A 14713-nucleotide genomic window follows, 5' to 3' on the forward strand; every position below is an offset into this window, starting at 1 on the left:
CGCAGGTAAAACGGGCTCAAACAGCTACTCCCCCTGGGAAGGGGGAGTTGACCGAGTTTTTATTATTTACCCACATCCCCGTTCCAGCCACCGCCTAATGCGGCGATTAGCTTAACGCTGGTGACCATCTGGGTGCTGAGCAGTGACAACACGCTTTGCTGCTGGGTCAGGCTGGTGTTTTCGGTGGTGGCAACGTCGAGATAGTCGATCATCCCGGCCTGATACTGGTTGTTGGTGACGCGCGCGGATTCTTTCGCGGAGTCGGCGGCGTTCTGGCGGGCAACAAGTTCGGTGTCGATCGTGTGCAGCTCGACCAGATAATCTTCCACCTCCTGCATCGCGGTTAACACGCTCTGGCGATAGCTCGCGACGTCGGCGTCATACGCGGCTTCGGCTTGCGCCACTTTGCCGCGGGTGGCGCCGAAATCCAGCACCGTCTGGCTGAGTTCCGGGCCTAAAGACCAGACACGGTTTGGCAGCGAGAACAGGTTATGTAACGCCGAACTGCTGAAACCGCCACTGGCGCTCAGGGTCAGATCAGGATAATACGCGGCAGTCGCCACACCGACGGCGGCATTGGAAGACGCCATGGTGCGTTCAGCCGCGGCGATATCAGGACGTCGCTGCAACAGCTGCGAGGGGATCGCGTCCGGCATCGCAGGCAGGTTCAGTTTCACGTCACGCGCGGCGAGGCTGAACTGGGCCGGTGGCTTGCCGATCAGCACCGCAATCGCATGTTCCAGCTGCGCGCGCTGCCATTGCAGGTCGAGTGCGGAAGCTTTGGTACTTTCAAGCTGCGTCTGCGCCTGAGCCAGCGTGGCGCGCGAGGTATTGCCGCCCGCGTACTGGTTCTGTATCACGGTCAGGTAGCGCTGATACGCATCGATACTTTGTTTGTACAGCGCGATTTGCTGATCCATCACGCGCAGCTGGAAATAATCCTGCGCCAGTTCAGACTGCGCACTGAGCGTCGCGTCAGCCAGATCGGCCTTGCTGGCCTGCGCGCTGGCGTCCTGCTCTTCTGCCGTGCGGCGAAGTTTGCCCCACAGATCCAACTCCCAGCTGGCGCTCAGTTCTGCCGTTTGTTTGTTAGTGGCAGACGTCGATGTTCCGCTGCGCGTGCTGCCGGCGGTGGCATCCACGGAAGGATATAAGTCGGAACGCGCCTGCGTCACCAGCGCCTGTGCCTGGCGGTACTGCGCGGCGTACTGCGCGACGTTCTGGTTGGAAATTTGTACCTGCGTCAGCAGCGATGACAGTTCAGGATCCAGATACACCGACCACCATTCACCTTTGGCCTGATTGTCTTTCGGAATAGCCGCCGTCCAGCCTTTGGCTTCTTTAAATGCCGTTGGCATCGCGACATCAGGCCGCTTGTAATCCGGGCCGACGGTACAGGCGCTGATCAGAAGTGCCAGCGCCAGCGGAACAAGACGGAACACTGGAGAACGCGGTTTTTGCAGAGTCATCGGATTCGCTTCAGGGTAAGAATTCATTGTTTTATCAGTCATTAGAGCTGACCTCCGGCGGTGTCGCATGCGGGCGTAAACGGTGCCATAAACGGTGCGTCGCGCGGCTGGTGCGATCCATATACAGGTAAACCACCGGCGTGGTGAATAAGGTAAGGATTTGGCTCAGCGCCAGCCCGCCGGCGATCGCCAGACCCAGCGGACTGCGCAGATCCGCGTCACCTCCGCTGCCCAGCGCCAGCGGTAACGCCCCGAAGAAGGCCGCCAGCGTGGTCATCAGGATCGGACGAAAACGCATCAGACAGGCCTGGGTGATCGCCTGTTGCGGCGACAATCCGAGCCGTCGTTCGGCATCCAGCGCGAAGTCGATCATCATGATCGCATTCTTTTTCACGATACCGATCAGCAGCAGGATCCCGATCAGTGCGATGACCGTCAGCTGAGTATTGGTCAGCAACATCAGCAACAACGCGCCCAGACCGGCCGACGGCAGCGTCGAAAGAATGGTCAGCGGATGAATGTAACTTTCATACAGCACGCCTAGCACGATATACACCGCCGCCAGCGCCGCCAGAATCAGCCACGGCATGGTTTTGGTCAGCGCTTCGAATGCCTGCGCCGTACCGGCGTAACTCCCGTGAATGGTGTCCGGCAAACCAATCTGCGCCATGGCGGTTTTCAGCCCGGCCTGCGCATCTTCCAGCGCATAACCATCCGCCAGGTTGAAGGCAATGGTCGTGGTCGCCGTCTGGCCCTGATGCGAAACCGACAGCGGCGAATTCGCCCCGCTGAACGTCGCAAAAGCGGATAACGGCACCTGCGCGCCCGCGTCGGTCACCACGTAAAGCTGGTGCAGCACATCCGGGTTGCTGGTGTAATCCGACGTCAGGTTCATGACCACGTGATACTGGTTCAGCGTTTTGTAGATGGTGGCGATCTGCCGCTGACTGAAGGAATTGTTGAGCAGCGCGTCGATCATTTTCACGTTCACGCCGAGCCGCGTGGCGCGATCGCGGTCGATGTTGAGCATGATTTCCTGCCCGCCGGTCTGCGAGTCCGAATCCACGCCGGTCAGCTGTGGCAGTTTCGCCAGCGCTTTCTGCACTTTCGGTGCCCATTCGCGCAGCAGAGAAAGATCGTCAGCCTGCAAACTGTACTGATATTGCGCGTTCGCGCTGCGTCCGCCGATATGCAGATCCTGCGCGGCCATCAGGAACAGCTGCGAGCCCGGCACTTTGGCGGTCGCCATCATCAGACGGTTAGCCACCTGATTGGCGGTCGCGGTGCGTTTGTCAAAATCTTTCAGGCGCACGAAGAAGGTGGCGGTGTTACGCGCACCAAACCCGCCGCTGCCCGCTGAACTCATAACGGCTTCTACCGCCGGATCGTCCTGAATGATCTTGCTGTATTTCAGCACCTGCGGCTGGATCGACTGAAATGACGTGTTCTGATCCGCACGCAGCATACCCATCAGCATGCCGGTGTCCTGATCCGGGAAGAAGCCTTTTTCCACCACGGTATAGAGATAGAAATTGAGGATCACGGTGAGGAACAGGCCGACCAGCGTGATGAGCTGATGGCGCATTACCCAACCGAGCGCGGCGGAATACGCCGCCAGCAGCCGGTTCAGGCCACGTTCGATCATCCGGTAAATGCGCGGCTGTCGTTTTTCCACCGGCGGTTTACGTTTCAGGAAACGGGCGCACAGCATGGGCGTGAGGCTCAGCGACACCAGCATCGAGATTATCAGCGAAACGCTGAGCGTGACCGCAAATTCGCGGAACAGACGCCCCACAATACTGCCCATCAGCAGGATCGGGATGAAAACGGCAATCAGCGAAAGCGTCATGGAGAGCACGGTAAAGCTGACTTCCTGCGCGCCTTTCAGCGCCGCGCGCACCGGCCCCATTCCTTCCTCTATGTGCCGCGTAATATTTTCCAGCACGACAATGGCGTCATCGACCACAAAGCCGGTAGAGATAATCAGCGCCATCAGCGAGAGGTTATCAAGGCTATAACCGAGTAAATACATCACCGCGCAGGTACCGATTAATGACACCGGCAGCGCCAGCGCGGGGATCAGCACCGCATTCCAGTTGCGCAGGAACACGAAAACGACCGCAATGACCAGCAGCGTGGCTTCCAGCAGGGTCATTTCAGTGTCGCGCAGGGAAGCGGAAACGTTCGGCGAGCGGTCGAGCGCCAGATTGAGCTGAACGTCGCCCGGCAGGCTTTCTTTCATCAGCGGCAGCGCGGCTTTAATGGCTTCGATGGTTTCCAGCATGTTCGCGCCAGCCTGACGCGTCACGCCAATCATCACCGACGGCGTGCTGTTGTAATAGCCGACGTTATATTTATCTTCAACGGAATCATAAACATTGGCGATATCGCTGAGGCGGATCGCCGAACCGTTGATGTAAGTAATAATCAGCGTTTTGTACTGTGCGGCGGTACTTTGCTGGCCGTTGCCTTCAATCATCCACGACTGATTCGCGCCTTGTAGTAACCCTTTCGGCAAATTGCTGGTGCTGTTGGCAATCGCGGTGCGGATGGTGTCGAGGGAAATGCCGTAAGACGTCACCGCCTCCGGGCGCAAATCAATACGCACGCCCGGCAGCGCGGAACCGACCAGAGAAACCTGCCCGACGCCGTTGACCTGTGCGATTTTCTGTTGCAGCTGGCTGGAGGCAATATCGTACAGCTCACCCTTGCTGCGCGTGGCCGACGTCAGCGCCAGCATGATGATGGGCGCATCCGACGGGTTGGCTTTGCGGTACGTCGGCAGCGACGGCATGCTGCTGGGTAATAACGATCGCGAGGCGTTGATCGCCGCCTGCACATCGCGGGCGGCACCGTTAATGTCACGGTCTAAATCGAACTGCAAAATGACGCTGGTGGAGCTTTGCGAGCTGCGCGAGGTCATTTCCGTCACACCGGCGATTTGCCCGAGCGCCCTTTCCAGCGGCGTGGCGACGGTGGCCGCCATGGTTTCAGGGCTGGCACCCGGCAGGCTCGCGCTTACCAGAATGGTCGGGAAATCCACCTGCGGCAGCGGCGCGACCGGCAACAGGCGATACCCCAGCAAACCGAGCAGGAGGATCGCCAGCGTCAGCAGCAGTGTCGCGACCGGGCGGAAAATGAAGAAACGCGAGATGTTCATCGGTTATTCCGCCCGCTGTGCTGCACGCCGGTGACGTGGGTTAAGGCGGTGAGATAAACGGTCAAACATCAGGTAGATCACCGGCGTGGAGAACAGCGTCAGGATCTGACTGAAGATCAGCCCCCCGACGATCACCAGCCCCAGCGGCTGACGCAGCTCGGCGCCGGATCCGCTCGCCAGCATCAGCGGCAGCGCCCCCAGCAATGCCGCCATAGTCGTCATCATGATCGGACGAAAACGTAATAAACAGGCCTGATGGATGGCTTCGCGCGGCGAGAGTCCCTGCTTGTTTTCCGCATCCAGCGCAAAGTCGATCATCATAATGGCGTTCTTTTTCACGATCCCGATCAGCAGGATCACCCCGATCAGGGCGATCAGGCTGAATTCCGTTCCGGCGAAGATCAGCGACAGCAACGCGCCTACGGCCGCCGACGGCAGCGTGGACAGGATCGTCACCGGGTGAATGAAGCTTTCGTACAGAATGCCCAGCACCACATACATGGTCAGCAGCGCAGCCAGAATCAGCCACAGCGTATTGCCGGTGGCGCTTTCAAACGACGCAGCCGCGCCCTGATAACGCAGAGTGATGCTGTCCGGCATGGCGATATCCGCCACAGTCGTTTTGATGGCCTGCTGCGCCTGTTCCAGCGAATAGCCGTCTTTCAGGTTGAACGATACGGTTACCGCCGGGAACTGATTCAGACGCGCCTGCAACAGCGCACCGGTGCGCATATGAATTTGCGCAATCGACGTCAGCTTGATCATGCCGTTGGTCGCGCCGGAATTGGTGGTGGTCGCACCGCTGTCGGACGTCGTTGTTGAAGCCGTGGTCGCCGTGGTCGCCACCGTGCCGGACGTAGACGTGCTGTTGTTGGTCGCCAGATATACATCATCAAACGAGGCCGGAGACTGCTGGAACTGCGGTGCCACTTCGAGCACGACGCGGTACTGGTTTGCCTGGGTAAAGATAGTGGAAACCAGACGCTGGCCGAACGCGTTATACAGCGCGGTATCGACGTCTGACGCCGTAATGCCGTAACGCGCAGCGGCATCGCGGTCGAGTTCGACATACGCAATCTGCCCCTGATTTTGCAGGTTGCTGACCACGTCGCTGAACTCCGGCAGCGCGCTGAGTTTTTCCAGCAACTTCGGCGTCCATTCCACCAGATTTTCGCTGTCGGCGTCGTCGAGTGTGAACTGGTACTGGCTTGGCGTGACCTGGTCGTCAACGGTCAGATCCTGAGAGGCCTGCATATAAAGCTCAATGCCCGGCACGCCTGCGGTTTCCTGTTTCAGGCGTTCGATAATCGCCGGTGCGCGCTCGCTGCGCTCATCAAAAGATTTCAGGCTGATCTGCAAACGTCCGCTGTTCAGGCTGGTGTTATTGCCGTCCACGCCGATGGTGGAGGCCACACTTTCGACGTCCGGATCGTTGAGGATTGCCGCCGTCAGTAACTGCTGGCGACGCCCCATTTCACTGAAAGAAACGTCCTGCGATGCCTGCGTGATGCCCTGGATCATCCCGGTATCCTGCGATGGGAAGAACCCTTTCGGCACAATCACATACAACAGCGCGGTAAAGACCAACGTCGCGGCCGCCACCAGCAGCGTGAGCTTCTGGTGATTGAGCACGACGATCAGCATGCGGTCGTAAGCGGCAATCATTTTGTCGAAGAACTCGCCGCCTTTGCGGTAAAACTTACTCTGTTTTTCTTCCGGCGTGTGGCGCAGTAAATAGGCGCACAGCATCGGAGTCAGCGTCAGGGAAACAATCATTGACACCAGAATCGACACCGCCAGCGTGATCGCAAATTCACGGAACAGACGCCCGACGACGTCCCCCATAAACAGCAGCGGGATCAGTACGGCGATCAGCGAGAATGTCAGGGAAATAATGGTGAAGCCGATTTGCTGCGAGCCTTTCAGCGCCGCCTGCATCGGCGTTTCGCCCTCTTCCAGCCGCCGCGAAATGTTTTCCACCACCACGATGGCGTCATCGATAACGAAACCGGTGGCGATGGTCAGCGCCATCAGCGAAAGGTTGTTGAGGCTGAAACCACACAGGTACATCACGCCAAAGGTGCCAACCAGCGAAAGCGGTACGGCCACGCTTGGGATGAGTGTTGCCGCGACATTGCGCAGGAACAGAAAAGTGACCATCACAACCAGCGCAATCGACAACAACAATTCGAACTGAACGTCGCTGATCGACGCGCGAATGGTTTGCGTCCGGTCAGACAAAATGCTGACTTTGAGCGATTCCGGCAGGGCTTCCTGCAATTTCGGCAACTGCGCTTTAATGGCATCCACAACCTGAATCACGTTCGCGCCCGGCTGACGCTGAACGCTGATAATGATCGCTGGCTGTTTGTTGGCCCAGGCGGATAAATACTGGTTTTCCGGTGCTTCGGACAACGTTGCCACATCGCGTAAACGCAGCGCCGCGCCGTTTTCATAATTCACAATCAGATTGCCGTACTCATCCGCCGTGCGCAGCTGATCGTTGGCATCGATAGTGATCGAGTGATGCGGGCCGTCGAAACCGCCTTTAGAACCGTTAACGTTGCTGTTACCGATCAGCGTATTAATGGTTTCCAGGCTGATGTTGTGCGCCGCCAGTTTGCGCGGATCGGCTTGCACGCGGATAGCCGGCTGGTGCCCGCCTGCGAGTGTCACCATACCGACGCCGGAAATCTGCGACAATTTCAGCGCCACGCGGGTATTCACCAGATCCTGCACTTTGGTCAGCGGCAGCGATTCGGACGTGGCCGCCAGCGTCAGTACCGCGGCATCCGCCGGGTTAACCTTTTTATAGGTCGGTGGATTCGGCAGATCGCTGGGCAGCAGGCTGTCGGCGGCGTTGATCGCCGCCTGCACTTCCTGTTCGGCGACGTCGAGCGAGAGATCCAGCGAGAATTTCAGCGTGATTATTGAAGAACCGCTGGCGCTGGTGGAATACATCTGGCTCAGACCCGCCATCTGGCCGAGCTGGCGTTCAAGCGGAGCGGTGATGCCTGACGCCATAACGTCCGGGCTGGCGCCCGGATACAGCGTGGTTACCTGAATGGTCGGATAATCGACCTGCGGCAGCGCCGAGGTCGAAAGCATGTTGTAGGCAAAAATCCCCGACAACAGCACGGCGACCATCAGCAAAATGGTCGCGACCGGCCGGAGAATAAAGAGGCGTGAAGGATTCATTTAGACCCGCTGTCTTTACCGGCTTCGTTTTTACCCGCGACAGCGTTGTCAGCGCCGGTGGTCGCTTTATCCACGCCGCCACTTTGCTGACGTTCTTTTGAAGAACCACCCGCTGCGGCCGCATCCAGTGAATTCGCCGTCACGATCTGAACTTTCGCGCCGTTGGTCAGGCGGTCAATCCCCGTCGTCACCACCTGTTCGCCGGGATTCACACCCGATAAAATCGCGACCTTATCGTCACCGAAGTCCGGGCCGGATTTCACTGAACGGCGCTCAATGGTGTTATCGGCTTTCACCACGTAAACGAAATCGCCGTCGCTGCTCAGCTGCAATGCTGCCGCCGGGATCACCGTGGCGTCTTTCAGCACGGACACCTGCAAACGGGCATTCACAAACTGGTTCGGATACAGCTTTTCATCGGCATTATCAAACAGCGCTTTCAGCTTGATGCTGCCGGTGCTGGTGTCAATTTCGTTACTGATAAACTGGAGTTTGCCCTGATCGAGGACTTCGCTGCCGTCCTGATTAAACGCCGTGGTCGGCAGCTGATTTCCGCCGCGCAGCGCTTTGAGTAAGGTTTGCAGATTGCTCTGCGGCACGCTGAAGGTGACGGCAATCGGCTGAGTTTGGGTGATCGTGACGATACCGGTGGTAGAACTGCTGGTGACCATATTGCCCGGATCAACCAGACGCAAACCGACGTGCCCGCTGACCGGTGCGGTGATTTTCGCGAATTCAAGATTCAGCTTGGCCGCCGCGATTTGTGCCAGATCGGCTTTCACAGCGCCCGCATACTGACCGGCGGTCGCAATCTGGCTTTCCAGATCCTGACGCGCTAAGGAATCCTGCGCATACAGTTTGCGGTAGCGCGCTAACGTCAGTTCTGCACTTTTCGACAACGCCTGATTCTGCGCCAGATCGCCCTGATATTGTTCCAGCGTCGCCTGATAGCTGCGCGGATCAATCTGCGCCAGCAACTGCCCTTGCGCGACTTTCTGCCCTTCGGTGAAATACACCTTCATTAACTGGCCATCAACCCGGCTGGTCACCGTCACGGTCGCATTCGCCACCACCGTACCCAGCGCACGCAAATAAACAGGGACATCCGCCTGCGTGGCTTTTCCTGCCTGCACCGGTGTATCCATGCCCATCATCATCTGACCGCGCATCGCCCGCATACCGCCGCGGCCGCCCGCCCCTTTTTTTGCCGTGTGATCAGACGCGCTTTGGTGGAAAGCAAAAAACCAGACCAGGATCGCAGCAACGATAATGGCGACGATAACCCACACAAGGGTGCGTTTTTTGGAACGAGAAGAGGCAGTCGGCAGCATAAATTTCTTGGTTTCGCAGTATTAATGAGGAGAAAACAGCTGAAATAAGACCTTCAACCAGAGATTTTCTTATGTACTTCATTCAAAAGTGACAGCGCATTATCCCTAAAAGTGCAGGTGGCTGTTTTTAGGACAACGTAAAGATTTCGTTAGCAATTAAGAAATTCCATTTCAATCGCCCGCGTGAATTATACGCGCTAATTTTGCATCCAGGCATCCCCAATGTTAAGAGGTAAATGAGAATGAATATTGAAGACGCTGACAGAAAAGCATCAGGAAGTGTCAGGTCATCTCGAAATTTTGTCAGGAAAACGCAGGGTTAGGATAGAAAATGACCTGTCATACCCCCTCAACGGGTGATAAAACCAGAGGTAAATCCTGAAAATTAGACCTATTGATAATTTATATTGTTTGCGCTGACCCCGACTTGATATGGTGATTTTTCTGATTGTTTTTCATCTTCATGGCAGGAATTCAGAAGAATGCAGACAAAATTTCAATCCAGACCGGTCATCGGTGTCACATTGGACAGTGAAGACGCCGGTGGTTACGCCGATTTTCCCTGGTATGCGTTACGTCAGAATTACATGAGCAGCCTGGCCGGGCTGGGCGCGGTGCCACTGGCATTGCCGCATCACGCAGAACTGGCCGACGAATATCTGGCGCTGTGCGACGGAATTGTCGTGACCGGCGGCGCGTTTGATGTCCCGCCGGAGTTGTTTAACGAAACGCAAAACAGCGATCAGGTTCGCCTGAAACCGGGCCGCACTGAATTCGAAAAGGCCATCGTCAAAGGCGCCATGCAGCGCAATATGCCGCTGCTGGGTATTTGCGGCGGTCAGCAACTGCTTGCCGTTTTAACCGGCGGCACGCTGCATCAGCATATTCCCGATGCACTGCCCGACGCGCTGGAACACAGCACGACGGTGGATACCGAAAATGCCGGTGGCAAGAAACGCGCGCGGCATCCGGTTGAAATTGTTGAAGGCACATTATTGAGCCGTTCGGTCGACCGTGATCATTATGAAGTGAACAGCTCACATCATCAGGCGGTGAAAACCGTCGGGCCGGGCAGCATCGTCAACGCGCATGCACCGGACGGCGTGATCGAAGGCATTGAGTGCGAAGGGTATGATTTCTGCCTGGGCGTGCAATGGCACCCGGAATATCTGCAACATCAGCAGGATACGCAGTTGCTTAACGCGTTTGTCACGGCCGCGTCACGCTACCAACAGGCGATGCGCTCCGCCGGTAAAGCGATGACAGAAGTGATGACCGATGTGATTGCACGTACCGGAAACGAACAGGCATGAATCAGGCGGCGCTGAAAGCCAGAACCGATCAGAAGCTGCGCGAGCTGAATATCGACCCGGCGGTTATCGCGCACCGCACGCTGCCGTACTTTGAAGAAGTCAGTGAGCACTTACTGGTGGACGCAGAAACGGATGCTGATACCGGTAAAATCTACCGGCTGATCGCGCCCGCCACTCAGGCATGGCGCGAGATGAAACGGCAGGCCGCCGCCGACGGCGTGGACATTTATCTGGTTTCCGCCTGGCGCAGCCTTGATTATCAGGCCGGTTTAATCCGCACTAAGCAAGCTGCCGGGATCGCGCCGGAAGACTTTTTCACATCGCTGGCACCGCCGGGATGCAGTGAACATCACACCGGCTGCGCCGTGGACATCAACATTCCCGGCTGCGACGAAGTCACCGGTATCTTCGGTGAAACCGATGCTTTCCACTGGCTTGAAGCCAGCGCCGCGCGCTTTGGCTTTATGATGTCCTTTCCGCCGGATAATCCGTGGGGATTCATTTACGAACCCTGGCACTGGTGCTGGCATCCGGCAAAAAAGTGAGTGACGCCCGTCACATCTGCCATAACTAAAATTGTCCCCAAAACATTTATCTGTTAGGCCAATTTTCTGTTTCATTTTTAGAACAAATAAAACACACTATGCCTTCAGAAGGCCTTCCGCGTCGAAGGCTTGATCTTTACACCTTCTTAAAAAGTCATAAATTTCAATGCAATCAGATACCGTTTCGCGCAGGACAGCATGGCTTCGCGTTGTGATGATGGCTATAGCCGCGTTCATCTTCAACACCACTGAATTTGTGCCTGTCGGGCTGCTCTCCGACATCGCCGCCAGTTTCAATATGCAGACGGCGCAGGTCGGCCTGATGCTCACCATCTATGCATGGGTCGTCGCGCTGATGTCGCTGCCACTGATGCTGCTGACCCGTAACGTTGAGCGAAAGCGTCTACTGATCGCGATTTTTATCCTGTTTATCGTCAGCCACATTTTATCCGTCGTCGCCTGGGATTTCTGGAGTCTGGTCGCGTCACGCGTCGGTATCGCCCTCGCCCACGCCATTTTCTGGTCGATTACGGCCTCGCTGGCGATCCGTGTCGCCCCGGCCGGTAAAAAAACGCAGGCGCTGAGTATGTTAGCCACCGGCACCGCGCTGGCGATGGTGCTCGGGCTGCCGCTCGGGCGTCTGATTGGTCAGTATCTCGGCTGGCGCACCACTTTCATGAGCATCGGCGTCGTCGCGCTGCTGACGCTGATTTGCCTGATTAAATTGCTGCCGCCGCTGCCAAGTGAGCATACCGGTTCGCTGAAAAGCGTGCCGATGCTGTTCCGACGTCCGGCGCTGGTAGGGATGTATGTCCTGACCGCGCTGATAGTGACTGCTCACTATACGGCGTACAGCTATATCGAGCCGTTTATCCAGACCGTCGCGAATATGGGTGAAAACTTCACCACGTTCCTGCTGCTGATCTTCGGCGGTGCAGGGATTTTCGGCAGTATCCTTTTCAGCGTGCTCGGTAACCGTTTCCCGGCAGCCATGCTCAGCGGGCCTATTCTGATGGTGACGCTCAGCATGTTGTTACTGTTTGTCGCGGCGATGAATCCGGTCGCTATTTCAATACTTTGCGTTATCTGGGGGCTGGCAATGATGATTATCGGCCTGGCGATGCAGGTGCGCGTGCTCGCACTGGCGACCGATGCGACCGACGTTTCGATGTCACTGCTTTCCGGCATCTACAATATCGGCATCGGCGCGGGCGCGCTGATTGGTAATCAGGTGAGTTTGCATCTTGAAATGAGCAACGTCGGTTATGCCGGTGGCCTTCTCGGGTGTATCGCGTTTGTCTGGTGTCTGACGATTTTCAAACGCTACCCGCAGCTGAAAATTACGAGCTGATTCGGTAAGAATGTTTCAAAAAAAAGCCCAAATGCGATCCCTGCATTCGGGCTTTTTTGTTTAACGTAACAATTTCAGATTTCATGTCAGCGATTTAATCCACTTCTCCGGCCCGACAAAACCGACGCCATCCAGCACTTCATCGTATAAATCCCGCAACGGGAAAGCTTGTTCGTATTCCTCAAACGTATGCATCGTGCGGGCAAATACCGGGAATGGCACAACACTGCACTCCCCTTTCGCTTCAAGCGCTTTAAACATCAGTGCCTTAATGTGATCCGGCGTCGCCTGTAAAATTGGCAGCGGATATTTCGAGATAACGTCAGTGCTCACCCCTCTTGCATCACACAGCGAATGGCCTGCCAGCATCGGAAATTTTGCCGCCAGACCGATACCAATCACTCCCGCCGTATTCGCCAGTAAACCGTGCGGAAGCTCAGGATTGAGGATAATTGCCACCCGGAGAGTGTCTGCCATGTTTGCGCCCTTTTCATCGTTATGGATGCAAAAATCATAACCGTCTGCGACTGAAAGGTGCTTTCTTTTATCGCTGTAAAATGCCCTAATCTGGTCATTCCTTTCCGAAAGCATTCAATAACAGGCAAATTATGTCCACATCAGAAATTTTACCGGCAGACATTCGCATTCTCAGGCAACTTCAAAAATCGGGGCGCATGACCAACCAGGAGCTGGCCGAAAAAGCCGGCATGGCGGCGTCGCCCTGCTGGCGGCGGATGAAACAACTGGAAGAGAACGGCGTGATCACCGGTTATCAGGCCAATATCGACAGAAAAAAAATCGGCCTCGGACTGCTGGCGTTTATTCGCGTGAAAATTGACAGCCACAGCGAGGAAGATGCACAGCGTTTTGAGCAGCAGGTAGGCGCGTTGCCGCCAGTGATTGCCTGTTATGCAATTGCCGGTGACGCAGATTTTTTGTTGCAGGTGGTGGCGAAAGATCTCGACAGTTTTTCCAGTTTTGCGATGGAAGTCGTGCGGCGTTTACCGGGGATTAAAGAGATGCAGACTTCGTTCGTGCTGCGGGAAGTCAAACCGCTGGATGCGTTGCCCCTGGACGGTTTATAGCCCGCTGCCCGGCGGCACGGATTATTTCCTGCGCAACGTGACGCGCTTTTTTACCGCCTTGGCGCAACCGGGTTTTGCCCAGACTGGCAAGGAATATATGCCCGGCCCTTATGCTGTCAAACATAATTCAGTCATTATGCGTATTCTCAACGATAAATAGATCACATAACTACTACCGGAAATCATTCCGGCCTCGCCAGCTAACAGGCTTTTAGCTCTGATAAGGCAGCGTCACATTCTCAGGGGCAAACGGTGAAACACATTTTCTATAGCAAAACAAATAAAGTATCCGTAAGTAGTGTTAATGGGAATTTATAATCACTCCATTCAGTATTTTAAGAAATTTTCTGTAAACTATTCAGAATGTTCTTTCCACATCCAAAATGACTTAAGTTTTTCACGATAACATCCCCCTAAGATATAAAAACAGGAAGGCAACCCTCACTTATTATAATAAAAATCCTAAACCCATAGAAAAATCTTAAATAAAAATCTTATTCATTCATAAGTTAAATATAAAAAACAAATTTCTATGCGATTATTTCATCTGGTAAAATTAATCTTCCTCCCTTAATGACAATAGCAGCTATTTACCTGTACCCCCAGTGGCTCAAGGGATTCAAGAGAAAAAAGAATGTTGCCAGCCAACTCAAAAGGCCTGTTCATCGATGAAAAATAGGATAAAACCTCGGTAACGAGCGCATTTTCTGTATTGCTTAATTTGAGTTAAGGAATATCATGACGAAACAAGGCGCTTATTTAAATGCATCAGCTACCTGCGTCTTTTTATTAACTCGTTAACTGAACCCGTTTGTGGCCTTGCAGGAAGCAGCGCTCTACGTTTCTGCGTGTCGCAAAATGAGATATTCCCACTCCAGACAATATGCAGAAGGTTACCCATGTCTAATAGCTTCCAGAATGAGATTCCGAAAGCGCGCGTTAATATCAAGCTTGACCTGCACACCGGTGGACTACTTAAAAAAGCCGAATTACCGTTAAAGCTAATGGTAATGGGCGATTACAGTAACGGAAAAGAAACTCGCCCGTTATCAGAACGCGAAAAAATCAACATTAATAAGAATAACTTTAATAGCGTGCTGGCTGAATTCAGCCCTTCCCTGAATCTGTTCGTTGAAAATACGCTAGCTGGCGATCACAGCCAGGAAGATATCTCTCTCAACTTTAATGACGGCTTTGTTGAATAAATCGGATTTAGATAAAAGCTCCCCTCGTCGCTGACTTTCTCAGGCAATCCTTACGC

At 55.1% G+C, this 14713-nt stretch carries 9 protein-coding genes and 1 pseudogene; 5 read left to right on the forward strand and 5 right to left on the reverse strand.

Annotated elements, in window-relative coordinates; genetic code table 11:
- Positions 1-62: 62 nt before the first annotated feature.
- From J8X26_RS07565 to J8X26_RS07580, 4 genes are read right to left on the reverse strand one after another with little or no spacing between them, the layout of a single operon-like run.
- The gene (locus J8X26_RS07565) at positions 63-1511 is read right to left on the reverse strand and encodes an efflux transporter outer membrane subunit (protein ID WP_374101272.1); all 1449 of its coding nucleotides are present in this window, start codon (positions 1509-1511) and stop codon (positions 63-65) included.
- Positions 1504-4629 (reverse strand): efflux RND transporter permease subunit, encoded by a 3126-nt coding sequence (locus tag J8X26_RS07570; RefSeq protein WP_208950575.1) that lies wholly within the window; start codon positions 4627-4629, stop codon positions 1504-1506. The genes J8X26_RS07565 and J8X26_RS07570 overlap by 8 nt, the downstream gene beginning before the upstream one ends.
- 3 nt (positions 4630-4632) lie before the next feature.
- Complete coding sequence (locus tag J8X26_RS07575) at positions 4633-7827, reverse strand: efflux RND transporter permease subunit (RefSeq protein WP_208950576.1); 3195 nt, start codon at positions 7825-7827, stop codon at positions 4633-4635.
- Positions 7824-9158, reverse strand: coding sequence for an MdtA/MuxA family multidrug efflux RND transporter periplasmic adaptor subunit (locus J8X26_RS07580; RefSeq protein WP_165061679.1), 1335 nt, complete (start codon positions 9156-9158; stop codon positions 7824-7826). Before J8X26_RS07580 ends, J8X26_RS07575 begins: the two co-directional genes overlap by 4 nt.
- Before the next feature lie 482 nt (positions 9159-9640).
- Between J8X26_RS07580 and J8X26_RS07585 the strand changes: the two genes are divergently transcribed.
- From J8X26_RS07585 to J8X26_RS07595, 3 genes are all read left to right on the forward strand, one after another.
- Complete coding sequence (locus tag J8X26_RS07585; RefSeq protein ID WP_208950577.1) at positions 9641-10471, forward strand: gamma-glutamyl-gamma-aminobutyrate hydrolase family protein; 831 nt, start codon at positions 9641-9643, stop codon at positions 10469-10471.
- Positions 10468-11016: a M15 family metallopeptidase gene (locus tag J8X26_RS07590; RefSeq protein WP_208950578.1), complete on the forward strand. Its 549-nt coding sequence runs from the start codon at positions 10468-10470 to the stop codon at positions 11014-11016. Before J8X26_RS07585 ends, J8X26_RS07590 begins: the two co-directional genes overlap by 4 nt.
- Positions 11017-11182: 166 nt before the next feature.
- A complete protein-coding gene (locus J8X26_RS07595; RefSeq protein ID WP_152325394.1) occupies positions 11183-12367 on the forward strand; it encodes a sugar transporter in 1185 nt (394 codons plus the stop codon).
- An 81-nt stretch (positions 12368-12448) separates the two neighbouring features.
- Here the strand turns inward: J8X26_RS07595 and J8X26_RS07600 are convergent, their stop codons facing one another.
- Entirely contained in the window at positions 12449-12844 is a 396-nt protein-coding gene (locus tag J8X26_RS07600) for a DUF2000 domain-containing protein (protein WP_208950579.1), read from the reverse strand.
- Positions 12845-12975: 131 nt separating this feature from the next.
- On the opposite strand from J8X26_RS07600, the gene J8X26_RS07605 reads away from it, so the two are divergent.
- Complete coding sequence (locus J8X26_RS07605) at positions 12976-13452, forward strand: Lrp/AsnC family transcriptional regulator (RefSeq protein WP_152325392.1); 477 nt, start codon at positions 12976-12978, stop codon at positions 13450-13452.
- Between the two features lie 899 nt (positions 13453-14351).
- A pseudogene (locus tag J8X26_RS07610) lies at positions 14352-14642 on the forward strand (type VI secretion system contractile sheath small subunit); the annotation flags it as partial.
- Positions 14643-14713: the final 71 nt, after the last annotated feature.

The sequence above is a fragment of the Rahnella sp. ChDrAdgB13 genome (assembly GCF_017655185.1).
In the GTDB taxonomy this organism is placed as follows: Bacteria; Pseudomonadota; Gammaproteobacteria; order Enterobacterales; family Enterobacteriaceae; genus Rahnella; species Rahnella contaminans.

Excerpts from the sequence above, each read along its gene's own strand:
- J8X26_RS07575 (WP_208950576.1), bottom strand. The coding sequence starts at position 7,827 with ATGAATCCTTCACGCCTCTTTATTCTCCGGCCGGTCGCGACCATTTTG.
- J8X26_RS07570 (WP_208950575.1), bottom strand. The coding sequence starts at position 4,629 with ATGAACATCTCGCGTTTCTTCATTTTCCGCCCGGTCGCGACACTGCTG.
- J8X26_RS07585 (WP_208950577.1), top strand. The coding sequence starts at position 9,641 with ATGCAGACAAAATTTCAATCCAGACCGGTCATCGGTGTCACATTGGAC.
- J8X26_RS07600 (WP_208950579.1), bottom strand. The coding sequence starts at position 12,844 with ATGGCAGACACTCTCCGGGTGGCAATTATCCTCAATCCTGAGCTTCCG.
- J8X26_RS07605 (WP_152325392.1), top strand. The coding sequence starts at position 12,976 with ATGTCCACATCAGAAATTTTACCGGCAGACATTCGCATTCTCAGGCAA.
- J8X26_RS07590 (WP_208950578.1), top strand. The coding sequence starts at position 10,468 with ATGAATCAGGCGGCGCTGAAAGCCAGAACCGATCAGAAGCTGCGCGAG.
- J8X26_RS07580 (WP_165061679.1), bottom strand. The coding sequence starts at position 9,158 with ATGCTGCCGACTGCCTCTTCTCGTTCCAAAAAACGCACCCTTGTGTGG.
- J8X26_RS07565 (WP_374101272.1), bottom strand. The coding sequence starts at position 1,511 with ATGACTGATAAAACAATGAATTCTTACCCTGAAGCGAATCCGATGACT.
- J8X26_RS07595 (WP_152325394.1), top strand. The coding sequence starts at position 11,183 with ATGCAATCAGATACCGTTTCGCGCAGGACAGCATGGCTTCGCGTTGTG.